Consider the following 25,577-nt stretch of genomic DNA (forward strand, 5'->3'; position numbering starts at 1 on the left):
GTGTAAAGTTTATTTATGATTTTTTTGTTTAATTGATTTAGCCATAAAAAGTATTTCTTTATTGACTATTTCAGCATTTTCTTTTTTAGTAATTATCGTACCGTGATTTGCATCCATATAAAATTGTTTTCCTTTGGTAGACAAATTTTTAAGCTCTTTTTGCATCTTGAACCATATTTTAGGATCGCCGTACTGTTTTTTTGCGGTAAACACCAAAACTGGTAACGAATCTAAACTACTGGCTTGACCTGCTCGTAAAAGTATATCATCATTTATCGTATTTTCTTTTACATACCTGCGATAAACATCCCCTGAATATGAAGTCAGATCCAGTTTACGATCCCGGGCATCCTTTGGCAGATATTTATCTATAGATTTTGGATTAGTTATTTCATAATAGGCTCCGGTTATTCCCATATCGGAAAGTATTGCAACAGATTTTATTAAGACAACTTGATTTTCATCAAACATTTCATTTGCTGCTAATCGTTCCCATTGTTCGGGATAACTCGAATCCAGAAAAACCATACCTTTTACTTCATTTGGGTATAGATCTCTAAAAATTAGATTATAAGGGCCGCCCATAGAATGACCTGCCAATATATAAGGTGGTTTTTCACCATTTTTTTCTAGTAATTTATGCAATTGGCGAGCATAAAATTCTGGCGTAATATTGTCATTACTTGGTTCGCTAAACCATTTTCCTTCTCTGTCATACCGAATAACTCTCATATCTTTTTTCAGTCCTTCTGCAACCCAATGAAATACATCAGTATCACCTCCAGCACCTGATTCAAGAACAAGGGTTGGCAAATCATTTTTTTGGCCTTCTGCTCTTAGATGAAGTTTAGTTCCATCAACATCAACTAATTCTCCTGGTGGAACTGGTTTTGAACCAAATAGTCGGAAGCAAACTCCTGATATCAATAGTAGAATTATGATTCCAGCTAATATTCTACCAATCCACTTGAGTATTTTTAGAATTAATTTCATCGTAGTTTTTGTAAATTTTCAATTCGATATTTATTTACAAACATTGGAAAACTTTTCCCTAAATTATCATTTAGGTATTGGGATAAATTATGCGGTTGAATATTGAGTTCTTTAGAAACATCTGCAAGTTTGAGATTTGGATTTTCAAAAATTCTCTTTTCTTGCATTACAATGAATAAATCAATTGCAATTGATTTGGCTTCTTCAAAGTCAATTTTCTTATCAGCATATTTAATGTTCTCTTCAAAAAAAAGATTCTTTCTCTTCCGTTTTAGTATCCAAAACAAAATAACCAAATAGAAAACGAATAAAAATGACAGCATACCAACAATGTATGAGGTATAAGACCCTACCGTATAGCCCAACCAAATAACTGCTATTCCTAAATAGATGCTAAGCATCCATACTTCAATGTCCTTAAGTGTACTGTCTTTAGAAAAAAAGTTCTTAAAAACTATCTTTAGCTGAATACCTGCCAAAATAATATAAAGTAACCAAACCAAATGAATGACAGGAATAATAAACTTTGACCATAAAATATGATAGGACAGATATGGATATGTAATTCCTAAAACACAAACGATTAGAGATATTGGTAAAATATGAAGCAGCCACCGTAAACCTTTATTTTCTGCCATTAAAGATTTGGTATATAGGTATAGAAACGGACCTATTAAAGCACAAGCAGAAATGCCTATTTGTATGAATATTTCGGATAAATGAGGATTGAAATAAAAAAATACCGATTTTATAATCCGAATACTTAGAACAAATAATAATGCTGCTAAAAAATAATTTGATTTATTATTTCGTTTTGTGAAAAAAGCAAAATAGGCGCTTAGAAAAAGGCCGTTTATAGCACCTAATGCGCTAAATAAAAATATTAATTGGGTATCAAAATCCATAAACGGAGGCAAAGATATGGCGTTTGACTTACAATCACTATATTTTATTAACTATATGATATTTTTTGAACAGACACTCAGCCCATTCCCCCTACATTCCGCGAAGGGCTCCATTCCGGGAAAAGCGCTTCATTAAAAAAGTCTTGGACCCAACTTCAAAGCTTCCGACTTTCATTTCACTTGCCCACTCATTCCCGAGAAAATCGGGAAGTGGTCAAACTCTACTTCGATTAAACTCAGCACAGGCATTTTAATCTACAGCTTTGGAGTTAAGTCCGCTTTAAATTCTACTTCGAGAAGATAATTAGTTTTCATAGTCCGTTCAGCACATTGCCGCTTCATTGCGCGCCCACCTGCCGAAAGAGCAGGAATCGCTTCATTTCGGGCAAAGAGCTTCCCTGCAAATATCTTGGACACCATCCCCAATTTCTACTTTTCATTCCGCTTGCCCAATCCGCCCCGAATCCTCGGGACTGGAACGTGACGCTTCATTACAATCCGAAATTGTGAACGGAGTCCGCTTCATCGGAATTATCATTTTGCATTTAATCCCACTTCCTATGTTTTCATACTTCACATAAGCATTTAGACCTACTTCCGCACCACCACTGTCATAACCATGTTTTTGTAAGCAAAATACCAACATTCGGAAGTTAAACGGACTGCATAACCGGTCGCACACTCCCTTTTATAAGTCCTTATTAATTCCAAATATTGAAAATGTATCAGCAACAAAAAAAGGTGACAGCGAGGGCGCTATGGGAAGTAAATCTAAAATGAATCTTATGAAATCTTACAAAAACATCAAAAAGGAAGCGGCACCAAAAAAAACAAAAAAGGAAAACGCTCAAGATATAATAAGTAAATCACTTCAAAAAAATATAACAATAAACTGTCTGAATAGTTCAGATAGCAATTTTAATTAATTCTTAAATATTTTATTATGAGCACTTTAAAAAATCACGTACAGTTAATCGGAAACGTTGGACAAGAGCCAACCATTACAAACCTTGAAAGCGGTAAAAAAGTAGCCCGTTTTTCACTCGCCACCAATGAGTTTTATAAGAATGACAAAGGCAAAAAAACACAAACCACCGACTGGCACACGGTCGTAGCTTGGGGAAAGACTGCCGAAATCATTGAAAAATATGTTGATAAAGGCAAAGAAGTAGGTGTTGCGGGAAAATTGAAATCCCGAAGCTACGAGGACAAAGAGGGTATCAAGCGATATGTTACCGAAATCGAAGCAAATGAAATCCTTTTACTTGGTAGTAAAGACAAGTAGAATTTAAAATTAAAGAGGGCGTTCCTCTCGAAAGTTGCGCCCTCTTTTTCATTATTAACTCTTTAAAATCAAATTAAAATGAAAGCACAAGTTTACGAAATCAAAGAAGGATTGCAACATTTTCACGGTACGGAAATGTTCTATCAAATCCCATTATTAAGAACACGTTTTACGGATGGACTTAAATATTTATGTGAAGTTTCTGAATGTTTTTGGCTCATTACAGATACCTCGGTAATTGCAAAAAGTCTAATGAACCGAAGCGAATTTATAACCATAGACTTTAAAAGATTGTCCGAAGATAAGCAGGATTTTACAGGCTATGAAGCAGAGATAATATACAGCGATGGCAACGACAATATTTTGGAAAAACACGGCTATAGGGTAACTGATTTTCCGCTCGATGAACTGCGGTTATTTTTTGTAAATGATACGCTGATGTTACCAAGTGAATATTAAAATTTAAAGCTATGGTTTATCTCAATTTTACAGACTTGAGCGATGAGGCTCAAAACCGTCTTTTGGAAGATTCCAAAAAGGATGTGGAACGAAAATTTGGCGACGATATTCGCAAATACGTAAGAGAAAATTACACCTGTTTTGAAACGATGATAGAGGAAGAAGCATTGCGGAATTTATATTCCTATACTTTTATATTCAACGTATAATTTTCTAAACTTTATAGTCAAGCTCCTCTAGATTTTTGGAGGTGTTTTTGTATGCAATTAATTTCAAGTCGAGAAAAAAGCGTATCTTTATTTCGTTGAAATTCAGCACACATAAATTCATATAGTTATCCCATTTTTAACTTTCGCTGATAGCTGTATCCATCTATAATTTACATATAGGGATTTTCGAATTCCTAAAGGGCAATTGGCTTTTTAGCCAGATTGTATGAAATTTTTGTCACGCTTTGGCGTGACGAAAAGGAATAGCAAGAGGGTAACGGGCAGAGCCACGTTACATATTCCTTTTAGCGTATAAACCCTTGAATTTCAAGTATTTGAAAATTAACGGATTATATAAATTTCTTGGATTTGCGTCAAATGCCCCCAAAGAGCCTGTAAACAGGGATGGATTTACGTCAAACACAAAAAAAGCGAAAGAAAATGGATTCATTCATCACCATCAGGTTCAAAAGGAAAACTGCCAAACGTTTTCAGGAATTTTCAAAAAAGCACTGCAAGACACATACGGAAACGATGGAAGCCATTCTTGATTTTTTCTTCTACAATGAGATATCGCCAAAAGAAAAGTTAGGTCCGACAGGGCGAACCATCGAAGCTAAACTATTAAAAAGAATCAATGCAGTCATCGCTATAATGCGTGATGTTGAAAAGACACAAACCAAACCCACGGTCGCAATGATTCAATCCCTTTTTGAGACAGAACAGCCAAACAAAAAACCGCTGATTTTAGAAAAGAAATATGCCGAAGAAAAAAAGGAAGTACGCTTCCGTGAAAAACAAAACCCAAGTAACCAACTGTAAATTTTTGAGCTATGTATATTACAATCACACCTCAAAAAATAGGAGGTAATTATTCTAAAAGTTCGGCTGATTTTGTTGGCTATCTGGAGAAGGAAAACCAAGGATTGGAACAGCAGGATATGGAACATTTTTTTAACCAATACGGCGACGAGATTTCAGCAGAGGAAGTGGTCAGGGAAATTGATGGCAATACGGCAAAACTTGAAAAGCACGAGCCACGGTTTTATTCTATTACCGTAAGCCCTTCAAAACACGAACTGAAACGGTTGCAAAACCATAGTAAAGATTTGCAAAAATATACCCGTGAGATTATGAAGGATTATGTGGCTTCATTTAATCGCGAAATCAATGGGCGACCCATTACTATCGATGACATAAAATACTATGCAAAAATTGAACATCAAAGAACTTTCAAAGGCACGGACTTTCAGATAAAAGAAAACCAACCGTATGCTACAAAAATACTTCAACTAAAAACTGAAATCCGAAATGTGCAAGAAGGGCGCACAGAAGGAAATGTGAAAAAATTGGAAAAAGAAATAGGGAAACTCGAAAGAGAAGCACCACATCAATCCCGAGGCGTCGGGAGAAAACGAATTGTACAAGGAATGCCAAAGGCAGGAAACCAAAGTCATATACATATTATTTTGAGCCGTAAGGATGCTTCCAATAAATTCAGTTTGTCCCCAGGAAGTAAGTACAAAGCTTCCGATGTTGAATTAAATGGTAAAACGGTAAAACGGGGATTTGATAGAGATGGTTTTTTTACGAAAGCGGAAAAGACTTTTGACAAGGCTTTTGACTATAAAAGGAACTTCGCTGAAACCTATACCGCAAGAAAGGATTTCATCAAGAATCCGAAAATCTATTTTGCTTCACTAATGAAACTGCCCACCAACGAAAAAGCTTTAGCGTTCAAAATAATGGGAAAAAGTGGCATCCCGATGATGCCGAGTATTCCGGTCACACAGGCACAATTGGCAATGAAAATTTTTAGACGCGGTGCGGAAGTGGCCATTAAATCGAGTTCCATCGGAATCTAATCTAAAACTATGCAAATGGACAATCTCTTAACGGTACTTTTTATTATTGGTTTAGCCAGTAGTGTTTTCTATGGAATATTTCGGGTTAGCAGATATGCCTTTGTCGTCAATTTTCTATTGATTGGCGCTCTTGTGTATTATTTAAATGAACAATTACCATTGGTTCAAATAGCACTTTATTTTGTTTGTCCTCTGATATTAATTAATATAGGAATGTATGTTTTCTTGCATAAAACGGACACGCCTAAAAGTGGAAATGCCAAATATCAGGTCAACTTTGCAACTACAAAAGGAAACTTTAAACTGGACAACATCAAACGAGGTGCATCCATAATCGGTTCTGCGGGAAGTGGAAAGACAGAAAGTGTAGTCTATGGTTTTTTGAAACACTTCGAAAAAGAAGGGTTTTGCGGAATTATCCACGACTACAAGGATTTTGAGCTTACCGAAATGGCTTGTCCACTTTTTAAGGATGGCGATATCCCTTTTAAGGTCATTTCCTTTGATAAAATTATTCATAGGGTAAATCCTATTGCCCCACGCTATTTAGAGAACGAGGAAAGCGTAAACGAGGTTTCAAGGGTTTTAATTGAAAACCTTTTGGAACAAAGAGAAAGCGGAACTACGGGAACAACAAAATTCTTTAACGATGCTGCTGAAGGATTGATTGGTGGGTTGATTTGGAAACTAAAAACCACATATCCACAATTCTGTACACTTCCACATTTAATCGCCATTTATCAATATCTGGACACGGAAAGCCTTATCCAGTTTCTGGAAACCAATACGACATCGAGGGCAATGGCTGATGCTTTTATCAGTGGTAAGGATTCTGAAAGACAGACCGCAGGTGTTAAAAGTACTTTGGCCAATGCGCTGAAACGCATCAGTACCCAACGCATATTTATGGCATTATCTGCGGATGAAGTGCCACTCAATATAAACAGTCAAGATAATCCAACCGTGATTTCGGTCGTGAACAATCCCAAATTTGAAACTTCGTATTCGCCTGTGATTGCAACTATCATCCACACCATTACAAAACAAATGAGTGTTCGCAATGCAAACCCTTCATTTCTTATGATGGAAGAAGCACCTACCATTCGTTTATTGAATATGCATCGTATTCCTGCGACACTTCGAAGCTATGATATTTCTACGATTTACGTGATGCAGGACAAAATCCAAAACGATATGATGTATGGAGATAAAGCAAGCAAAGCCATTTTGAGCAATTTGTCCTACCAGTTTTTTGGTAAGGTAAATGACCCGGACACCGCAAAATATTACGAACGCTTTTTTGAAATAATCAAAGACCCGACAAAAAGTATAAGTCGTGGCCATAACCTCGATTTTGACACACGAATTACAACTGGAGAAAAGGAAATACCTAAAATTAGGGCAGATGTTTTCTTTCGATTGAAACAAGGCGAGTTTATTACGTATGCTGATGGGAAGGATAAAAAGATACAGTTCAAGTTAGCCAACATTCAAAGAGAGTTTCCACAAGAATCGAAGCCGTATTCTCAGGCTGGTTTAGCAGCTAATTTTGAGCGAGTTTATGAGGAGGCAAGGTCTATATTTGACTAACTACCATTAAATGTTAAAATTTAGATACGATAAGTCTTTAATCTTAGTAAAGATAATTATATATTATTCACCTGTATTGTAAAATGTTAAAATCATAGAATAGAATGATAGATGACCATAAAAATGAATTTCTTTTAAGATTGCAAAAAAGTTCATTGTATATAAGCTTAAAGGAAAAATGTTCTGATAAAGATGCTGAGGTCATTGCTCTTGTAGAAAAAATGACTTCCTATGCTTTCCAACGCACTAAAACGATATTGCGGCATATGGGTGAGTTTACACTACACGATGGTGACCATCTGTTTCGTGTCTTGCACCTTATGGAAAGGCTTATACCTAAAGAAAAAATTGAAAATCTTTCACCACCAGAATTATTACTTCTTATCGCAAGTGCTTTTTTTCACGATATAGGTATGGCACCAGATGAAAAAGAAGTTTTGGCTTGGAAAAAAATATGGGATTATGAACCCGATATAAATACTGACGAACAAGCTTTTTACGATGATTTCAAAAGATTTTACAACTCTCGACCCGAGGATGAAAAAAAATTGAGAGATTTAATTTCTAAAGGTCAATTTTCGCAAGTAGAACTTATAAAATCGTATTTAATAACGGAGTATATCAGACAAACTCACGCTGACAGAGCTAGAACTATCATAGAGAATGACTGGTCTAATAAAGTAATGTTTCGAGATACTGACCTTACAATAGAGTTGGCACAGATATGCTATAGTCATAACGAGGATCCTTTAAAGCTTTTAGACCTAGACAAAAATTTACTTTGTGGCCCAGGTATATATGCCTGTTTACCTCTAGTGGGTGTAGTTTTGAGGTTAGCGGATATTCTAGACTTTGATGGTAAAAGAACCCCAAAAATTTTATATTCTCATTTGTATGTAAGAAATCCAATATCTGTAAAAGAATGGAATAAGCACAGAGCTGTTGAAGCTTGGGAAATTAGCCCTGACTTAATCCAGTTTAGTGCAAAATGTTCTCATCCAGTCATTGAGGCTTCTATCCACGATTTCTGCTCAATGATAGACCACGAGCTTAGCTTAGGAAATAATATTATATCAACTTTAAATGATTTCCATTTTGCGAGGGAGAGAGATCTACATCTAAAATTGCCTTTGAAGGTGAATAGAGAAAAAATCAGGACTAAAACCGACATAAAAAATAATCCTTTATACATTTATAAGGACACCAAATTTAACCTTAGTAAAACTCAAGTTATTGAGCTTTTAATGGGAACTAAACTTTATGGTAATCCAGAAGTTGCCTTGCGGGAGTTATTACAAAATTCTATAGATGCTTGTTTGCTTAGAAAGGCACAAGAAATTAAATGGGGTAATTTATACGAGCCAGAGATTTTAGTGAAGTATTATACAGAGGGTGGAGATAATGTTCTGGAAATAATAGACAACGGAACAGGGATGGATGAGTATATAATAGATAACTACTATTCTAAAATAGGTTCATCATTTTATAAGTCCAAAGACTTTTATAATCTAAAAGCTGAATCAAATGCAGAATTTTACCCAACATCAAGATTTGGTATTGGTATACTGTCCTGCTTTATGATTTCTGATGTATTGATTGTGGACACAAAGAAAGTTTATGGCCCGCATAGGTCAAGTGACTCATATAATATTACCGTAGAGGGTCAGGAAAGTATATTTTGGATTAAAGAGGGAAAGCGAGACAAACCAGGTACTACCACAAAATTAATTTTAAGGAAAAATAAAAATCCTTGGGAGGATATGTCCGAGGATAAATTCATAGAAAATGTTGAAAGTGTTATTCCCAATCCCCCTTTCGATATCAAAATTGAAACCACTTCGCATAAAAAGACCAGAAATATTGATAGCTTCAAGGAAATTACGTCTTATGCATTGAAGGATTATTCTTGGGAAGAAAATGAGAATATTAGGCATATTGAAATTAACATTGACCGTGAAGATATTGGTATTCTCGGTTCTGCGACTGTGGCAATTTTAGAAAGTCATAATAAGCCGGTTAAGCATCTCGAGCTTAATTCTAGAGATATTGAGGTAGAGGGTGAAATGTTTACCCTTGAGAGAGATCTTAAAATAAGTGTTAACTCAATAGATGAGAGTTCAAAGTCAATTACAATCAGTGACGACGGTGATATTAGAACTGATGATTCTACGAGTGTTTTAACAAAGTCAAAATCGCGTCTGTCTCTGCACGGAATCGAAGTGCCAGCAAGTTTATTCCCTCAATCTTGGCGTATGAAAAACAACCAAGTGAAATTAAGTTGGCCATTTCCTTTGATTTTGGTCATAGATATATGTGGCGAAAGAGATTTAGACCTTAATTCACCCAGAACTGAAATTATTATTAGTGAGAAATGGACTGATTTTGAAGAGCAGTTAGCAAAAATAATTTGTCAAGGTATCAAAAATGAAGTTTCAGCTGAATATTGGTCTAATCTTATGGAAATTTTTGAAGCTTCATCGAGCAGTAGCGAAAATTTCAAAAGGGCTTTTAAAATTATCGTTTAAAAGGATTTATTCTGAGGCGTGGTCGATATTTGAACTAAAATATTTATTGTCTGCAAACATTGTAAGTTTATTTCTGTTAAATTATTAGGATAATATTATCTTTATTGTCTGGCCATAAATAGCTGCCAATAACCCAAAAAAAACATAATATTGAATCCAATTTACTTAGATACACATATCCATACATCTGCAAATCCTAATCAAGTAGATGACGATTACGATATTGAATTATTGGTTAAAAAAATTAACGAATTTAATGGAAATTCAGAATTCCTAATTTCGCTTACTGACCATAATATGGTTAACAAAAATGCTTACCTTAAAGCAGTAGCTTTGAACTTAAATATCATTCTTGGAGTTGAGCTACATATTAGAAATTATGATAATTGTCCTGCATATCATTGCCATATCTATTTTGACCTAAAAGAAATTACTGGAGATATTCTTGATGATATTAATAATAAATTGGATGAATTGTATCCTAAAAAGGAGGTAGAAAAAAAAGACCCAACCATTCCAACAATCCAAGAGATAATTAATAAATTTGATTCTTATGAGTTTATGCTTTTGCCCCACGGTGGACAATCTCACGCTACGTTCAATACATCAATACCAAAAGACACAAGATTAGATAGTACCTTAGAAAGGAATGTTTATTACAACCACTTTGAAGGATTTACTGCAAGAGGAGATAAAGGATTAGAGAAAACACAAGATTATTTCAAAAAGCTTGGAATAAATGAGTTTGTAAACCTTATAACTTGTAGTGATAATTATACGCCAACAACATACCCAAATGGTAAGGATAAAAATCCATTTAATCCAACTTGGATGTTGGCAGAACCTACCTTTAACGGTTTAAGGTTATCCTTATCTGAGCAGTCTAGATTGATTTATTCAGGGAATAAACCCACGTTTTATTCAGAGAATATTCAGTCGGTATCCCACAAACAAGATAACATCGAAATAGACATTGATTTGACTTCTGGATTGAATGTTATAATTGGAGGCTCTTCTAGCGGAAAAACTTTGCTTGTTGATTCAATAGTTAGATGTTTAAATAAAAACACTGAGGAATCGATATACCATCAGTACGGTATTGAGAAGTTCGCAATTGTTAACCCTTCAGGTATGAAGCCGCACTATCTATCTCAAAATTATATTATGGGCGTTGTTAACAATATAAGTGAAGATAAAATTGAGAATATAGACATCATCAAAAGAGCGTTTCCTGGAGACGAAGACATCAAAACTAGTATCAATAATGGATTGCGTGAGTTTAAAAAAAATATACTTTCATTAATAAGTAGCGTCAAAGTTCTTGAAGAGGAAAGTCAAACATTACAGACTATTCCAGTCCTTTCAAGATTGATAACTAGAGAGAATTTAGAGACTAATATTTATGATAATCTTCAATCAAGCGAATTAGAGAATGAAAAACTAAGGTTTTCGCAAGGTATTTATGACGAATATGTACAATCCTTAGAGACTATAGATGATTTCTTATCAAAATATCCATTTATTACACACGATTCTGAATTAGTATACAAACTTAAAACTGAGTTAGCTGAAGTGTTGAATATATCTAATAAGGAAAAACAAGTTAGACATTTACTTGAAAGTGAGCAAGAGTCATACAATCAAATCTTAAGACATTCTAACTCTGAAGAACAAACTAAAAGGCAAAACTTCAATAAACTTTTAGAATCTTTAAAGAAATATGTTCGAGCCTACAGAAAATTCCATAGAACTATTAATTCTATTTCGAGTTATACTCTCAATTTTGATTCAGAAGAAATAGAATCAATGGGACACAAACTATATATTGAGAATGATTTTATACTTAGCACAGACAAATTTATTGAGGTGGTCAATCACTTCTTAAAAAGTAAGATAAATAGTTTTGAAAGCATTACACCTGAACTATTATTTGAAAGCAATTTCAAAAAACAGAAACCTAAAGTTCACGACTATGATGATTTTGAAAATAGAATATATAACAGCTTCGAAGAGCTAAATAAAAAGAAGTACAAAATAATAACTAACGATGGTCGTGAATTTGATAAACTTAGTCCTGGATGGAAAACGTCAGTTATTCTAGATATAATTTTAGGGTATGATAAGGATAGTGCACCAATTATTATTGACCAACCAGAAGATAATTTGGCAACGGATTATATAAATAAAGGTTTAGTTACTGCAGTAAAAAAAATTAAAAGCAAAAAACAAATAATATTGGTTTCTCATAATGCAACAATACCTATGCTTGCTGATGCACAGAATGTTATTCTTTGCAGAAATGAAAACAACAAACTTATAATAAAATCCAGTCCTTTAGAGGGCGAAATTGATGGAACGAGTGTTGTTGATCTTATCGCCAAGATTACTGACGGCGGCAAATCATCAATCAAAAAAAGAGTGAAAAAGTATAATCTTAAAAAATTTAGCGAATAATGAAATTAATATTCAATAAAGAAGAAAATAATGATATAACGGTCAAAATACAACAAGGAACAGTTCCTGTTGAATTTACTTATACAGAAATGATAAATCAACTTCTTGAAGATAATACAATTGACGATACTGATTTTGGAAATCTTTCAGACGAAGAATCGAAAAATCTAGAAGATATGCTAAACAAAATTTCTGATATTTTTGACGAAGAGGAAATTTCAGAAATAGAGCAAGAAGTGATGGTGCCAAACGAAGAGACCTCCATTAAGGATGAGGACGATAATGACGACTTACCTTTCTAAAAAATAAATTACTAATAATTAATCTCTTAAGACCATTTGAGAAAAAATCAAGAAGAATTCTATTGTTTCAATGAAACTGGTCAATGCAGTTTGCCATCCAAATCTGAAGTTTTAGAACTAAAGCATAAAGGGATAAAACCAGTCGCTTTCTTAGATAGTAATGTTTGCTTAAATATTATTAAGCTGATTGATTATGGCAAAAATGCTACTAACTGTAATCGACGAAAAATACTTCACTTAAAAGAAATTATATCAAAATCGGATATGCGCATCAATGGCCTATTCGGAATTTTGGAACTTTGCGAAAAAGATGGACATTTCTTAAACGATAAATATCGTGACTTTAAATACAGGCTCGAATTTTTTGAGCAAATTCCAAATAAATATTTGAATAAAGGCAATTATGATTTCCTTAGGGATTTTCATCTAATCAGAGAAGTGCCAGATTTTGCAAATGCGAATTCGTTTTATGAAAAACTCTCAATTTTACAATTAAGTTACTGTTGCTTACTGAAAATTCGAGAACTTGCTTTAGGGAGTACTAAAAAGAATAATGCTGAATCGAATATAGATGCTTTTACCCAATGGATTGTCAACGATTTGGGACTTATGCTCGGTATCGAGTATAAACTTGCTATGAGTGTCCTTGGGGGTAGGACAGAATTTAGAAAAATGATTGGATTGGATGATAAATCACCCTCGGCAAAACGAAAAATTAAAGGCTCGGTATGGGATATTTTTCATTCAAGATATTGTATGCATAATGCAAATATAAGTAAGCATTTGGGAGAAAATATTTCGGCATATTTTGTCACTAATGATTATAATTTATTTACACTTTTATCAAAGTATTCTCTAACAGGAATATTAGACCCTGGAGATGATTCAGGCACTACAAGCTGGTATAATACTGATTTTGATTATCCACATTTAGATAATAAATTTTTAGAAAAAAATACTGAGGAAATGTTAAACTTAATGCACGACCGATTAAAAGTTGATTTTCAGTACAATAAAGAAAAAGTAAATAAGATGATTTCAACATTGGAGAAAGAAAACGATATTCTATAAATAATCAAATTGCTGTTTTCTAAATAGTCTATATCGCTTCAAATATTTCCCTTTTTTCACTCATTCTTTTTTGACCAAATTTCGCAATTTAAATTCAATATCTTTACTGTCTGATTTTATTTAACTAAATGACCGAAACAAACCGCATAGAATACAAACGAGAATTGTCCGATGGGCTTGAAAAGGAGGTTGTCGCTTTTCTGAACTATCGCGAAGGAGGCATTATACATATCGGTATCGATAAAAATGGAAATACCTATGGATTAGCAGATGCGGATGCCGACCAGTTGAAGATCAAGGATAGACTAAAGAACAACATCCGCCCTTCTGCACTTGGTCTGTTCGATATTGTGAGCGAGGAAAGGGATAACAAAAACATCCTAAAAATTATTGTGGCAAGCGGCTCCGAAAAACCTTATTATCTCAAAAAATATGGGATGAGCGAAAAGGGCTGTTATATTCGCCTGGGTTCAGCTGCTGAACCGATGCCACAAAAAATGATAGATGAGCTCTTTGCCAAGCGTACCCGAAATTCCATCAGTAAGATTAAAGCAGGACGACAGGATTTGAGCTTCGGGCAGCTAAAAATCTACTACGAAGAATCGGGACATACCCTTGGTAAAGCATTTGCAAAGAACTTGGAACTGCTTACGGAAGACGGTGCATTTAATTATGCTGGCTATCTATTGGCAGATAAAAACAATACCTCTATCAAGGTTGCTAAATATTCCGGCACAACCCGGACAGACCTAATAGAAAGTAACGAATACGGACACGAATGCCTAGTTAAGGCTACTAAGCAAGTGATAGATAAAATTGCGGTCGAGAACAGAACCACCACAAAAATCACGGCCAAAGAAAGACAGCAAGCCAACCTTTGGCATCCCATCGCCTTGCGTGAAGCCATTATAAATGCGTTTGTGCATAATGATTACACAAATGAGATTACCCCAAAGTTTGAAATCTTTACCGATAGAATTGAAATCACATCTGCTGGTGGTCTTCCGGAAGGATTGAGCAAGCAAGAATTTTTTGAAGGCTTTTCAGTGCCACGTAATAAGGAACTGATGCGAATTTTTAAAGATTTGGAACTGGTGGAACAATTAGGTTCTGGCATCCCTCGTATTTTAGAGCATTATGGAAAAGAGAGTTTTAGTTTTTCTGATAACTTTCTTAGAATGACTTTTAGTGCTAAAGAAGTTGCTGATGAATCTACTATTAGAGAAGATGGTCAAAAAGGTGGTGTAACAGGTGGTGCAATGGGTGGTGTAACAGGTGGTGTAATAGATGCCATTGAGGCTTTGACTAATAGACAGAAAGAAGTTCTTAAACTTATTGCAAGCAATACTTCTATTACTTATAATGAAATAGCTGAAGCTTTAAGTATCAATGAATCTGCTGTTGGAAAACATATTACAACTATCAAGAATAAAGGTTTTTTGATACGTCAAGGCGGTACGCAGGGATACTGGGAAGTTAATGTTAAAAGAAAATAAATAAGGCTAATGACAGAATTTAAAATATCGACAACTGCCACACCTGCAAAACTAAACCTGCTCTACAATAAAATAGCCGGGCAAGACCTGGTTGATACTACATTGATATTACCGGGTTATCTGACTAAGTATAGATTCGGTTTGCTTTCGGATATTTTAAAGCTTGTATTTTATCTTAATAGCAAAAGCAATATCAAGTTAGTCAAAATTAATGTTGAAGAAAGTGAACTAGATAAGTTTTATGATCAAGAATATAGTTATCCAATTATATCTTTGTTATGGAATATTTCAAGATTTACCGATGAAGATGGAAAAGATATTAAAGAAAAGTTAAGAGTAAAGCAAAATGAATTTTTTGTTAGAATGAACTCTCTTTCCAAATTTAAAGGCAATAAGTATATTTTAGTAAATACAGATCACCTACCTAAAAATAATGGTTTAATAAGACTATTGGAGGGACCTGAGGGTTTTAACGATGATGAGGATAAGGTAGTGAAAAAAGTAAAAAAGATCCTAAAGGATTATATCCTCACATTCAATAGAAAAAATCTAAATGAGATAGACCCTATTATTGAAGATATCGGCGCCATTATATTTGAACTTGTGAAAAACACATTTGAATGGGGAAGAACTGACACTAATAATGTTGATTTGTCTCCAAGCATAAGAGGTGCTTACATAAGGTTTCATATCGGTAAAGATGAAAAAATTAAAGAAGAGTTCAAGGATACTCCATTAGAGCAATTTTTTACTCATCCTAAGCTACTTCAGCAATCAACAAATGATCAGCAGCAAATCTATTATCTCGAAATTTTAGTTTTCGATTCCGGTGTTGGGTTCGTAGAAAAGTTTGGCAAAGAAGATCAAGTTAGCGATATCAATATTATAAAAAAATGTCTTATAAAAAATCAAACTTCCTCAAAATCTAATTTGAAAACGAAAAAAGGTAAAGGACTTGATAGAATTTTAAATATTCTAGATGATAAAGGATTTCTAAGGATAACCACAGATAGATACTGCTTATATCGAAACCTTATAAAAAATAAATACGAACCTGTAGACAAAAACAATTTAGACAATCTGGTATTGCAAAATTGGAACAACGATGTTCTTAACCGTCAGAATACTATCAAATCGAAAGGGTCTTTCATTAGTATTTTATACCCTTTTAAAAGTTAATTAATGGGAAAATATTATATATACAACGCAAAAATTGAAGACATTAACTATAAGGATGTTACGGTAATATTTAACCCTGATACCAATTTTGATTTTAGTACGCTTAAAAATGAATTGACTAGCCATTTTAGACTTCATCATCAAACGGCAGCGTTAGTATTTGTCCATTGCAAAAAGTTGGAAAACATCAAAGGTTTAGTAAAGGAGAATATTGATATCATTTTAAAGAGCATACCCAAAGTGGAGGAAGCGTCATTGCAAAAAAATATTTTTTATGTTTCATACGACGAAAAAAAATTTGATTTCAAAAAAAAGCGATTTTTAGAGAAAAACAAAAAGGAAATTATAAACCAAGGTTTGGTAGAAATTTTTGTTGGCAATGGGGGTTTAATCGAAAGTAATGGCATATCTCATCATTTTGTTTTCCCATCTGGCAAGCACTCCACTAAATTTTTGAGAACCGCAAATGTTTTAGTGCATAAATCTGAAATTGACTTTATTGCTATAAATACACTTCATCTTTTCCGAAATATGGAATTTGAAAATATCTATTGTGATACATTGTCCATAAATGTTGTAGCCTATTCAATTACGAATTATGTAAAGAGATTTCACACTGATAAAGAAATCAATATTGAATCCTTCAAATCCTATGATGGACTTTATAACAAACAGTCGGTTTTCTATGACAATGCAATATTTCTCATCTCCGCTTCTACATCAGGAGGTTTAATCAATTATTTGCAGAGCACTCATCCGGAAATTCGATCTGAAGAAATTTGTACTCTGTTTTATTTGCCAATAGATAAAAATTCTACAGTAGCTCTAGAACGTGTTTTATGTAATTTGGAAAGAAATAAGAAACAAGGTTATGGTTTAGAGCTATACCATCAATCAAGGCGAAATGAGGAGTGTGTTTACTGTAAAAATTATTCGACTCCTATCAGTATTCAAGGAGATTCATTTAGTTTAGATGAGCCAATAATAAACGCAAGAAATATTTCGGCCTCAAAATATATTACTAAATCAATAAAGGATTTTGTAGAAATTTTTAAATACAATCAGGAAACAGAAAGAACATCCTTAAAGGTTTCATATAGTGAGGAATCTGCAGCTAGAAAAAAATACAATCTATACATAGATTATGAGAGTGTCATCGATGACATTGAAAATAGTCATTTCGAAAGCCATAAAAAAAAGTTAGACGCCTATATAATGCAATATGTTCCAGCTTCGCTAAAATATATTGTACATCTTAATGACAAAGGTTCATTTAAGCTATCAGAATATATTCGAAACAGTATTAAATCTGATAATAGAGATGAGATTTTAATTTATAATCAGTCGGAATTGACAGAAACAATAATTGAGGAAAATGAGGTTGGTTCAATTTTAATCGTTGGATCTTGTATTTCGAATGGAAAAAATCTTCTTTATCTCAGTCGCTTTTTTAGAAATTATGAGAGCTTAAGGTTAATATATTTCATTGGTGTCAATAGAATAAGTGACTCATCTAAATATAGTGAGTTGAAGACAAATGTGAAATTTGGTCTTTATGGTAGAGAAAATAGTTCCTTTGTGGAGATAGAAGCTATTCAATGTGATAATTCAAGTTCTGATACACCTTGGGAAAAAGAGATTGAGCACTTGCAATCGATTCAACAAGATTCAAGCGTACCTCCTAAATTTATTGAAGAGAGACTGAAGATAATAAATGAATTTGCAAATATTCAAACAAGAGGAGGAAGTGAATCCATATTCTATTCTGATATAAACAAAAAGCCTCTTAAAATTCGAAAAAATTCCGCGTTCTTTAATAATAATGATTATCACGAAAATGTAACTCAATCCGATGTTTACTTCACAATATCGTGTGTCTTAAATAATATGAGAAACAATAAAAAAGACGGTCTATATCAAACTAGTTTCGTGAAGAATATTTTGGATCCTTTTGTTTTCAATAGATTTAACGATGGGATCATTCAGGCTTCAATACTCAGATCCGCAAGAGAGGAAGAGCTTAACTACTCTTATAGTCAACAGCACTCTAGCGAAATGTTATCTTTGATAAAAACCTTTATCAAACACGTGAATGAGTATCAAGGAGAAGCAATTATAGAGTTTTTATATGCTCTTTCTATTCGTAAGCTAAAGTTGGTTAAAAGTCATTACACGGAAATTATAAATGAACTTGAGGGTCTGGAAGATGAAAGAATAAACGTTTTTAAAAAATCTATAAAGAAAGTTTATGATAAACTCTACCCCAAAAAATATTACAATTAAAAAGGCCCTTTTTCCCTCGGTCCTTTGTTAGTGACTTTCCATTGGTCATTTTCTTTTATCAATTTGAAAATACCAGATTTTCCATCATAGGTTGTGCTATATTTTACCCAGGCAATTTCTTTATCAATGGCCTCATCCAAAATTTCAACTTTGATTTCTTTATCAGAATCAGGCATCATATTTTGAACCGTAAGCAAGCTAGCATACCCCTCTGATGTAGTATGCTTTTTTAGTACTGATTCATTTTTTGAGAAAAAGCTTTTCGCAACCACTTTGGCAGTTTCTGAAGGTGACATATTCTTGTTTTCTGAACAAGAAAGGAACAGCAGTACGAGCGAGAAAACGACAATTTTTTTCATAATATTCTTAATTTGGGTTATTGATATATCTATGTGATATTTTCAGTTCAATGTTTCGTTCGCCATCCTTTTCATTCAATTCTAAAATCGCCCTACGGTCATTAGATAATGAAAATTTGGGCAATACATAAACGAAGCGCACAGTTTCACTTTCTGCAATTTTTGAAGGCAGATTGTGTTTGTACGTTGGTTCTTGATACAGGCGTTGCAACGATTTTCTTTTCCCTTTTTGTCTTGTTTCAATCGAAAGGTTTAAGAAATTCATATCGTAATCCAAAGTAGAATTATTCTCAATCTGGATAACGAAGTAGAGTTCTTCCTTATCAAAAACAACATTTTCAACAGTCAAGACAATGCCTTGCGTTCGCTTCTTAATCCGACCGATACGCTGGTTTCTGTTAAGAAGATACGAGCAGAATTTTTGATAGTAATACGTTCTATTATCTACACGTTCTTCAGAAGATTCAGCAAGAATCGAATCGACCTTAATTGGTTTCTCATTTCCGATACTACTTGATAGCGGAATGAAATAATTGAGCTTAGATAGCTGTTTTTTATATCTTACAATATACGAAAAAATTGAACCATTTCTATTGACTACCAACAGATTACTTTCCTTCCCAGGCTTTGCCTGAAGAAGTCCAAAATACTGTTCTTTTTCACGATTGTAAGTAAATACAAAATTATCTGAACCGGTTATTCCTTGCCGAATAGGTTCAGGGAAGAATAATGCAACGTTTTTGGTGTCGTTGGCATATATGGTATCGAGAACTGTAGTTGTTTGCGCTTTCGCGAAAGCGGAAATACATATGACTGCTATTATTAAGACTGAATTTTTCATAAGAGTGCGTTTTTAAATACCCATTATAGGCCTCATAATTTTGGTTTTAAGATTATTTTGTAATTGTTCAATACCGTAACTTTTACGTTACGGTTACTACGTCTAAGAACTTTTGTAATGCCACCTACTTGCGGAACGGTAGGTATGTTGATGTCGCCAATAATGTCGTCAAGAACTTCGGTGGTGGCTTCTGCTCGAAAATTGTTCTGTACGTAAATACCTTCACTACCATCAGATAAATCAAAAGCTTTGAGTTTTGTAGGATGGTGCTTTATGTTTTCGATTTCAATAAGTGCACGATTGGGCTGAAAACTTATAAAACCGAAAATAGGGGTGTTCTTAGGCATTTCTTTACCATTGATTGTAGCAGTTTTGGTCAGGCGCATTCGTAATCTGGTATTAGCTTTTACGACTTGGTCGCCATCTACTACCACGTATATAGTTTCATCTGTATTACCTATGATTGAAACTTCATTGGGTTTTGGCGAAGCGGCAAAGAACAATTGATGTTCTAAGCCCAATTCTTTGGCTTCAATTTTTTGTTCCCTTTTTACTTCAGCAGAATCGATCTTTGATACTGTTTTGCGAACAGTTCTTTTTTGCCCTAAATTCTGGTATCGCTTCTCTGAATACTGAATCTTACCAGCCTCATAGATGCTATCTACAATACGCTCTTTTTCACGTTCAGGAAGATCTGGGTCGTAAAATCCCAAAGAGTCTATAAGCTTTTCATCATAGATGCTGGGTGCGTTATTTTCACGCACTTCTTTTAAATCATTGATTGCATCCAATTTAGAATCGTACTCTTTTTGGTCTTCTTCCAAATCAGGAATTAATGTCTGTTGTAGGCTTTCATTTTCGCTATCATCATCGCCCATAACCATTACGGAATAGGAAATCAAGAATATGAAAATCACGGCTAAAACCGCTACAAATACTATCTTGTTTTTTTCTACTTTCATAAGAGTGAGTTTTTAAGTGCCGATTATCGGCTTTCAACTTTCATCTGATATTTTCTTTAAGGTGTTTTCGAAGTAACTGGTAATCAATAATCCGTGTGGATTATTTGGAAAATTTCGGTCAACCATAATCAAGTTTCCGGTAGAAACCAATTCATAAGTGTCGATGATTGAACCTCTATTGATTTCAAAAATGGTCGTCGTGGTAAAACTGTACGAGCCATTATTTTCATTTATCCGCGAATCGATGCTTAGTACTTTTTGAACCAAGGAATACTGAAGTAATCTATTGTAAACACCATCGGCCTTTTTCTGGCGATAGAGATTGTCCACGGAACTGTTACCTAACCAAAGTGCCTTTTCCAAGTTACGTTCATAATTACTGGCATCGATGTTATAGAAGTAATTATGGAACAGATCCAAATGTGCTAATGCTTCGACCCTAAAGTTTTCTTTTTGGGTCACGAGCTTCAGGGGAATTATACTGCCATCTGTATTGATGGCAAAAGCACTATTGAGCGCTTTTTGATTTGTATTGAATACCATCCAAACTGAAAAGGTACTGGACAGTAAGGCACAAACAACAACTGCCAAAACGATAAACCGATTCAATTTTAGGACGTTATAAATATTCTTGTATGGTGTTTTCATATTCTTATTTTTAATCTGCCTTAGGCAGTAAACAATCTGAGCGTAAAGGACGTTGCTCGTTTGTATAATTTGAATTTCAGGAAAACAATAAATGCAACAGAACCTAATTGAACAACAGGCGCAAAAAAGCCTTGACCTGTATCGGTACCAAATAAGTTGACCCAAAAATTGGTGTTGATTTCCGTATAAATAGCGTTAACAAATACATTGACTAAAAAGAATGCCGGCACTAACATATATACAGCAGCATACAACTTGAAGAATGTATAAGCAAGTGAACGGAATTTTTCAAATACTGCAAGGCTAATGACCAAAGGGAAGAACGCTTGCATTATCCCCAAAAGGAAAAAACGCTCTGCCAAAAACAACGGATAAATGAATAGGTCAAGAATCCAAAGTATAGTGCTTAGAATAAATGCCAATATCTTAAACCCATACAATGGTGTTACTAAAGCTTCGTATAAAAGGGTCATTGCTGAGCTTGCAGCATCAAAAAGACTTACGTCTTCCTCTAAAGGAATGTCCTGCATTTGTAATGGTAATAACGCAGGTGCTGTGCCCCTATACTGCCCCTCGATGGCTACCAATATCCCATCAAAGAACCCTAACACCTGCGTTGAAAAAATTACTAATATGACAATGGCAAAATTCTTCATCAAGTCCCCTGGACTCAATCCCCAAGTATAACCGTCTTTATCCGCAACACCTTCATTGTACTTTTTCAGGATGTTAACCAGAAAAAACAGGACAGCAAGCGTTTTCATTCCGGCAATAGTATATTGCGAGAAGCTGCTGTTCTGTATGGTCTGAAATACCGTATCGATGTATTCCAATCCAATCCCTAAAAGTATGGTTGCGGTCATTTTTAATATCCTGTTTCGCGGTTATTTACCTTATCCTGCATTTTTCTGAATGAAATGATATCACGATAGCGTTTTGTTTTTGTCGTGATGGTAGAAACCATTTGCTTTGATTCCAGTTCTTTTTCTTTCAAAATTGCGGCACGCTCTGCATCACTCATTTTTAGGTAATCGCTGGATAAAACTTCATCAATAAAATCTACCGTTTCTAATGAATTTTGGACTATTGCATCGAATGATTCCATAACTCTTGAAACTTCATTGGGTTTGATGTAGGGCGAGTTTAAAATGTCCTGTAAATCATTTTGCATTACATTGATAAGGCGCTGATTATTGTCTGCAATTTCTTGGACAGCGTTGAGTTGTTGAACTACGCTTGATACTTGCTCGATGGCTTCTTTAGCATCCTTTAGGAATTTTACAGACTTAATCATTTGAGCGGTCTGTTTACCTGATTCCAATAGTTGTTTTACCAAACTGATAAAATTGGTATTGTCATAAGTGGGCATTCCTTGTGCGGTAGCATTTCCCGACATAAATAAGGTCAAGGCTACTGTCATTACTAAAATTTTGATTTTTGTCTTCATAATATTATGTTTTAGATGTGAATTGAATTATTGCTTTTTCCATATCGTTATGCTCGTTGTAGAGCTTCATTATTTCTTCGTTTTCCTGTCCATCGGTCAGGTAAGCTGCATATACTTCCTTCGGAACTTCAAGACGGAATATGTTACTTTCCCTACCGATTTTAATAAACATTTCGGTGTACTTCCGTGGTCCGGAAAGGTTGTTTTTGATGGACTTTAATTGGTTTAAATCGTGGCTTGAAAGGTTGAGTCTTTTAACCAGTTCGTCATAACCTTTTTCATTGTTAAGGCTGTAAATAACCTGCGTATTTTCCAATATGCTGGCTGAAGTTGAATTGTTAGGCAATTGATTAATGGATTGTAGAATAATCCCAATCGCACCGTTTTGTTTACGTATGGCTTGATAGTAAAATTCTACGCTTTCCAGAACATTTTCAAACTTCAGTTGCTTGGCAAACTCGTCGAAAAGGATGATACCTTTTTCAGCCCTATTTTTCCAAATGGTTCTTTGGATAGCCGACTTAATCAGCTTCAGCATCACGGACAAGATTTCCTTATTGTCCTTTACTTCATCCAGTTCAAAGACAATCAATCGTTTGTCCTCGATTTTATAGGTCTGATCTTCGCTTACTTCAAAAAGAAAACTATATAGACCATCGCCGACATATTCGGACATTACGTGCAAGAAGCTCGTGATATTGAAATAGTCGGGATGGATTTTTAATGTGTCCAGAAGATCTTCCTGACTCCTTTCTATAAAGCTGTAAAAACCATCTAAAGAGTGATTTTCTGAAATGCTATCATAATAATGGCGAAGTATCTTTTTAACCGAAACCGATTGTGCTTTTGTAACCTTTAAGTCTGATGCAAACAGTTCAAACAGGAAAACAGACAAGTCTTCCAAACGTTCTGGTGTCAGGTCATTTGTATCACTGATGTAAAATGGATTGATACCAAGGTTCTTTCCACTTTCATAGCGAAGCACCGTATATTGTTCAGGATAGAGCTTTGCGAATTTGGTGTATGAACCACCTAAGTCTATAATGACCAAGCGAACGCCACTTTCAAAATACTGACGCAGAATGTTATTGGCCAAAAAGGATTTTCCTTCGCCTGTTGGTGCAAAAATGGCAAAGTTTCGTGCCTTGATGCGTTTCTTCTTTTCGTCCCAAACATCCTTTAGAACTGGAATGTTATGCTCTCTATCATTAAAGATGATTCCGGTTTTATCACTTTTGTAATTGGTATTATTAATGAACAGACAAAGCGCGTGTTTTAAATCGGTAACATATAAATCGTTGTTTGAAAAGTTGGATGAAAAGCAGCAGTAACTATTAAGGATGTAATTCTTACGTTCTTCGCCTCTTGGATAATACGGGATGATATCCAGTTCCTTAAATTCAGTCTTTATTTTTGAAGTTATTTTGTCGAGCTCTTTAGCTTCCTTTGCCCAATAGACAATGTTCAAATGACCACGGATTATTCGTGCATTATCATCGGCATTGATTTGGTCAAGAATGTGCTGTATTTTGCCAAGCACCACTTTATTTTGTGAACCGAAGTTGGAACTTTTGTTGAGTTCCTCAATCTTCTTATCGAGCAGCTTGCGCCACTTCTGTTTGTCATCCAAATAAATAATCTGATTAACAATATGGTTCTCGTTAAGCGTAAGCCCTAAGCCATCAACAAACCCTTGATGAAACACAAAATCGTCAGAAGTGAATTTCTCATTGGTTTTGCTGCTCTGTACACTTTCGCCAAAGCACAGTTCGCTGTTGATGGCCAGGGCATCAAAATGATTTTCGCCAATATTGACGCTTTTTTTGTCCAGTAAAATATCGGTATCATAGCCTTCGTTGAAGCCATTGAAGTAGGCATTAGTTAATTGTTGTATGTCGCCCGCTTTAAGCGAAACAAAATCCATCTTTCGGCTATTGTTGATGAAAGAAACTGAATCACTTACCGAGTTGGCGAAACTCTTTATGTTGTCATCCAGTTCTTGTACGATTCCCTTTGAGACTTTTCTGAAGGGATTCACATACTTAGGATTATTGAGTGTCTTATTTTTGGTCAAGATGAAGAATAAATAACAGCTGTGCTCAATATGTCCGCGACCTTTAAAATGCTCGTGTGTAGCTTTTTCCAAAAAAGTGGTGTTCGGTAGTTCTTCGGAAGAATATGATTTCTTCAAGTAGATATCCTGTTTGTGAACCACAGTCCCAACTGGCAGCGATTTTAACGCTTGAAACCAAGCACCGTGCATATCCTCAAAATCCTTTTCGGACAAGGAATAGATTTCTGGCAGATTGCCTTCATAACACAATACTACATTGCCATTATTAGCAAAAATGATATTGTCTTGAATATCTGCGATAGGCTGATATGCCGAAAGGTTAATCTTGTTCATAATTGAGACCTGTGTTTTGTTTGTTACTTATAATTCTTGGAAATGTTTTTGCTATTTGGAAAATCTGCGGATTGTGTGTTATTCTTGTCAAGGCTATATATAAGGCAGCATTAAAAACCAGTATAGTTATAATCATTCCGAAGCTGAAAGAGAAGATAACGATCAATAGTGATGCAAGAACGGACACCATCATTAAAGCAAAAAGGGAAATGGGCAGTCCAAAAATGACTGCCTTTTTCCTGATATTTTTATAGACTTCAAACTTTTTCATAGGTATTCTTGCTAAATTTTAAAACG

23 protein-coding genes are annotated in these 25,577 nt (G+C 34.6%); 14 read left to right on the forward strand and 9 right to left on the reverse strand.

What is annotated here, in order from left to right:
- Positions 1 to 9 precede the first annotated feature (9 nt).
- Complete coding sequence (locus RLT85_RS09460) at positions 10 to 993, reverse strand: alpha/beta fold hydrolase (RefSeq protein WP_311401791.1); 984 nt, start codon at positions 991 to 993, stop codon at positions 10 to 12.
- Positions 990 to 1,631 carry a helix-turn-helix domain-containing protein gene (locus RLT85_RS09465; RefSeq protein WP_311401792.1) on the reverse strand — a complete coding sequence of 214 codons (642 nt, stop codon included), beginning with the start codon at positions 1,629 to 1,631 and terminating at the stop codon, positions 990 to 992. The genes RLT85_RS09460 and RLT85_RS09465 overlap by 4 nt, the downstream gene beginning before the upstream one ends.
- A gap of 1,052 nt (positions 1,632 to 2,683) precedes the next feature.
- On the opposite strand from RLT85_RS09465, the gene RLT85_RS09470 reads away from it, so the two are divergent.
- From RLT85_RS09470 to RLT85_RS09535, 14 genes are all read left to right on the forward strand, one after another.
- Positions 2,684 to 2,824 (forward strand): hypothetical protein, encoded by a 141-nt coding sequence (locus RLT85_RS09470; protein ID WP_169718955.1) that lies wholly within the window; start codon positions 2,684 to 2,686, stop codon positions 2,822 to 2,824.
- Positions 2,825 to 2,841: 17 nt separating this feature from the next.
- The gene (locus RLT85_RS09475; RefSeq protein WP_311401793.1) at positions 2,842 to 3,183 is read left to right on the forward strand and encodes a single-stranded DNA-binding protein; all 342 of its coding nucleotides are present in this window, start codon (positions 2,842 to 2,844) and stop codon (positions 3,181 to 3,183) included.
- 78 nt (positions 3,184 to 3,261) lie between these two features.
- Complete coding sequence (locus tag RLT85_RS09480) at positions 3,262 to 3,642, forward strand: DUF6876 family protein (RefSeq protein WP_311401794.1); 381 nt, start codon at positions 3,262 to 3,264, stop codon at positions 3,640 to 3,642.
- An 11-nt stretch (positions 3,643 to 3,653) separates the two neighbouring features.
- Positions 3,654 to 3,851 carry a hypothetical protein gene (locus RLT85_RS09485; RefSeq protein ID WP_311401795.1) on the forward strand — a complete coding sequence of 66 codons (198 nt, stop codon included), beginning with the start codon at positions 3,654 to 3,656 and terminating at the stop codon, positions 3,849 to 3,851.
- Between the two features lie 441 nt (positions 3,852 to 4,292).
- Entirely contained in the window at positions 4,293 to 4,673 is a 381-nt protein-coding gene (locus RLT85_RS09490) for a BfmA/BtgA family mobilization protein (RefSeq protein ID WP_311401853.1), read from the forward strand.
- An 11-nt stretch (positions 4,674 to 4,684) separates the two neighbouring features.
- Positions 4,685 to 5,716, forward strand: a complete 1,032-nt coding sequence (gene mobB / locus RLT85_RS09495) for a MobB family relaxase (RefSeq protein WP_311401796.1) — start codon at positions 4,685 to 4,687, stop codon at positions 5,714 to 5,716.
- Positions 5,717 to 5,725: 9 nt separating this feature from the next.
- On the forward strand, positions 5,726 to 7,306 hold the full coding sequence (locus RLT85_RS09500; RefSeq protein WP_311401797.1) for a type IV secretory system conjugative DNA transfer family protein: 1,581 nt from the start codon (positions 5,726 to 5,728) through the stop codon (positions 7,304 to 7,306).
- Between the two features lie 104 nt (positions 7,307 to 7,410).
- The gene (locus RLT85_RS09505) at positions 7,411 to 9,831 is read left to right on the forward strand and encodes an HD domain-containing protein (RefSeq protein ID WP_311401798.1); all 2,421 of its coding nucleotides are present in this window, start codon (positions 7,411 to 7,413) and stop codon (positions 9,829 to 9,831) included.
- A gap of 150 nt (positions 9,832 to 9,981) precedes the next feature.
- A complete protein-coding gene (locus tag RLT85_RS09510; protein ID WP_311401799.1) occupies positions 9,982 to 12,285 on the forward strand; it encodes an ATPase in 2,304 nt (767 codons plus the stop codon).
- Positions 12,285 to 12,587 (forward strand): hypothetical protein, encoded by a 303-nt coding sequence (locus RLT85_RS09515; protein ID WP_311401800.1) that lies wholly within the window; start codon positions 12,285 to 12,287, stop codon positions 12,585 to 12,587. Before RLT85_RS09510 ends, RLT85_RS09515 begins: the two co-directional genes overlap by 1 nt.
- A gap of 36 nt (positions 12,588 to 12,623) precedes the next feature.
- Entirely contained in the window at positions 12,624 to 13,658 is a 1,035-nt protein-coding gene (locus tag RLT85_RS09520) for a hypothetical protein (protein WP_311401801.1), read from the forward strand.
- 128 nt (positions 13,659 to 13,786) lie between these two features.
- The gene (locus RLT85_RS09525) at positions 13,787 to 15,154 is read left to right on the forward strand and encodes an RNA-binding domain-containing protein (RefSeq protein ID WP_311401802.1); all 1,368 of its coding nucleotides are present in this window, start codon (positions 13,787 to 13,789) and stop codon (positions 15,152 to 15,154) included.
- Between the two features lie 9 nt (positions 15,155 to 15,163).
- A complete protein-coding gene (locus tag RLT85_RS09530; protein WP_311401803.1) occupies positions 15,164 to 16,333 on the forward strand; it encodes a hypothetical protein in 1,170 nt (389 codons plus the stop codon).
- Between the two features lie 3 nt (positions 16,334 to 16,336).
- Positions 16,337 to 18,616 carry a hypothetical protein gene (locus tag RLT85_RS09535; RefSeq protein WP_311401804.1) on the forward strand — a complete coding sequence of 760 codons (2,280 nt, stop codon included), beginning with the start codon at positions 16,337 to 16,339 and terminating at the stop codon, positions 18,614 to 18,616.
- On the opposite strand, the gene RLT85_RS09540 is transcribed toward RLT85_RS09535, so the two are convergent.
- The 7 genes from RLT85_RS09540 to RLT85_RS09570 are packed head-to-tail and all read right to left on the reverse strand — an operon-like array spanning position 18,613 to position 25,280.
- Positions 18,613 to 18,975, reverse strand: coding sequence for a hypothetical protein (locus tag RLT85_RS09540; RefSeq protein WP_311401805.1), 363 nt, complete (start codon positions 18,973 to 18,975; stop codon positions 18,613 to 18,615). The two genes, RLT85_RS09535 and RLT85_RS09540, sit on opposite strands and share 4 nt — an antisense overlap.
- A gap of 7 nt (positions 18,976 to 18,982) precedes the next feature.
- Positions 18,983 to 19,816, reverse strand: a complete 834-nt coding sequence (locus RLT85_RS09545; protein WP_311401806.1) for a DUF4138 domain-containing protein — start codon at positions 19,814 to 19,816, stop codon at positions 18,983 to 18,985.
- A 32-nt stretch (positions 19,817 to 19,848) separates the two neighbouring features.
- Positions 19,849 to 20,778: a conjugative transposon protein TraM gene (gene traM, locus RLT85_RS09550; protein WP_311401807.1), complete on the reverse strand. Its 930-nt coding sequence runs from the start codon at positions 20,776 to 20,778 to the stop codon at positions 19,849 to 19,851.
- Positions 20,779 to 20,811: 33 nt separating this feature from the next.
- Positions 20,812 to 21,426, reverse strand: a complete 615-nt coding sequence (locus RLT85_RS09555; RefSeq protein WP_311401808.1) for a conjugal transfer protein TraK — start codon at positions 21,424 to 21,426, stop codon at positions 20,812 to 20,814.
- A gap of 20 nt (positions 21,427 to 21,446) precedes the next feature.
- Positions 21,447 to 22,289, reverse strand: a complete 843-nt coding sequence (locus RLT85_RS09560) for a hypothetical protein (protein ID WP_311401809.1) — start codon at positions 22,287 to 22,289, stop codon at positions 21,447 to 21,449.
- A 2-nt stretch (positions 22,290 to 22,291) separates the two neighbouring features.
- Positions 22,292 to 22,873 (reverse strand): conjugal transfer protein, encoded by a 582-nt coding sequence (locus tag RLT85_RS09565; protein WP_375712346.1) that lies wholly within the window; start codon positions 22,871 to 22,873, stop codon positions 22,292 to 22,294.
- Between the two features lie 4 nt (positions 22,874 to 22,877).
- Positions 22,878 to 25,280 (reverse strand): TraG family conjugative transposon ATPase, encoded by a 2,403-nt coding sequence (locus tag RLT85_RS09570; RefSeq protein WP_311401811.1) that lies wholly within the window; start codon positions 25,278 to 25,280, stop codon positions 22,878 to 22,880.
- Positions 25,281 to 25,577: the final 297 nt, after the last annotated feature.

The organism is Mesonia ostreae (genome assembly GCF_031845265.1).
In the GTDB taxonomy this organism is placed as follows: Bacteria; Bacteroidota; Bacteroidia; order Flavobacteriales; family Flavobacteriaceae; genus Mesonia; species Mesonia ostreae.

Coding starts and splice junctions, on each gene's coding strand:
- RLT85_RS09540 (WP_311401805.1), bottom strand. CDS start 18,975: ATGAAAAAAATTGTCGTTTTCTCGCTCGTACTGCTGTTCCTTTCTTGT.
- RLT85_RS09460 (WP_311401791.1), bottom strand. CDS start 993: ATGAAATTAATTCTAAAAATACTCAAGTGGATTGGTAGAATATTAGCT.
- mobB (WP_311401796.1), top strand. CDS start 4,685: ATGTATATTACAATCACACCTCAAAAAATAGGAGGTAATTATTCTAAA.
- RLT85_RS09470 (WP_169718955.1), top strand. CDS start 2,684: ATGAAATCTTACAAAAACATCAAAAAGGAAGCGGCACCAAAAAAAACA.
- RLT85_RS09555 (WP_311401808.1), bottom strand. CDS start 21,426: ATGAAAACACCATACAAGAATATTTATAACGTCCTAAAATTGAATCGG.
- RLT85_RS09490 (WP_311401853.1), top strand. CDS start 4,293: ATGGATTCATTCATCACCATCAGGTTCAAAAGGAAAACTGCCAAACGT.
- RLT85_RS09515 (WP_311401800.1), top strand. CDS start 12,285: ATGAAATTAATATTCAATAAAGAAGAAAATAATGATATAACGGTCAAA.
- RLT85_RS09500 (WP_311401797.1), top strand. CDS start 5,726: ATGCAAATGGACAATCTCTTAACGGTACTTTTTATTATTGGTTTAGCC.
- RLT85_RS09475 (WP_311401793.1), top strand. CDS start 2,842: ATGAGCACTTTAAAAAATCACGTACAGTTAATCGGAAACGTTGGACAA.
- RLT85_RS09465 (WP_311401792.1), bottom strand. CDS start 1,631: ATGGCAGAAAATAAAGGTTTACGGTGGCTGCTTCATATTTTACCAATA.
- RLT85_RS09560 (WP_311401809.1), bottom strand. CDS start 22,289: ATGACCGCAACCATACTTTTAGGGATTGGATTGGAATACATCGATACG.
- RLT85_RS09480 (WP_311401794.1), top strand. CDS start 3,262: ATGAAAGCACAAGTTTACGAAATCAAAGAAGGATTGCAACATTTTCAC.
- RLT85_RS09545 (WP_311401806.1), bottom strand. CDS start 19,816: ATGAAAAATTCAGTCTTAATAATAGCAGTCATATGTATTTCCGCTTTC.
- RLT85_RS09570 (WP_311401811.1), bottom strand. CDS start 25,280: ATGAACAAGATTAACCTTTCGGCATATCAGCCTATCGCAGATATTCAA.
- RLT85_RS09525 (WP_311401802.1), top strand. CDS start 13,787: ATGACCGAAACAAACCGCATAGAATACAAACGAGAATTGTCCGATGGG.
- RLT85_RS09485 (WP_311401795.1), top strand. CDS start 3,654: ATGGTTTATCTCAATTTTACAGACTTGAGCGATGAGGCTCAAAACCGT.
- RLT85_RS09530 (WP_311401803.1), top strand. CDS start 15,164: ATGACAGAATTTAAAATATCGACAACTGCCACACCTGCAAAACTAAAC.
- RLT85_RS09505 (WP_311401798.1), top strand. CDS start 7,411: ATGATAGATGACCATAAAAATGAATTTCTTTTAAGATTGCAAAAAAGT.
- RLT85_RS09535 (WP_311401804.1), top strand. CDS start 16,337: ATGGGAAAATATTATATATACAACGCAAAAATTGAAGACATTAACTAT.
- RLT85_RS09565 (WP_375712346.1), bottom strand. CDS start 22,873: ATGAAGACAAAAATCAAAATTTTAGTAATGACAGTAGCCTTGACCTTA.
- traM (WP_311401807.1), bottom strand. CDS start 20,778: ATGAAAGTAGAAAAAAACAAGATAGTATTTGTAGCGGTTTTAGCCGTG.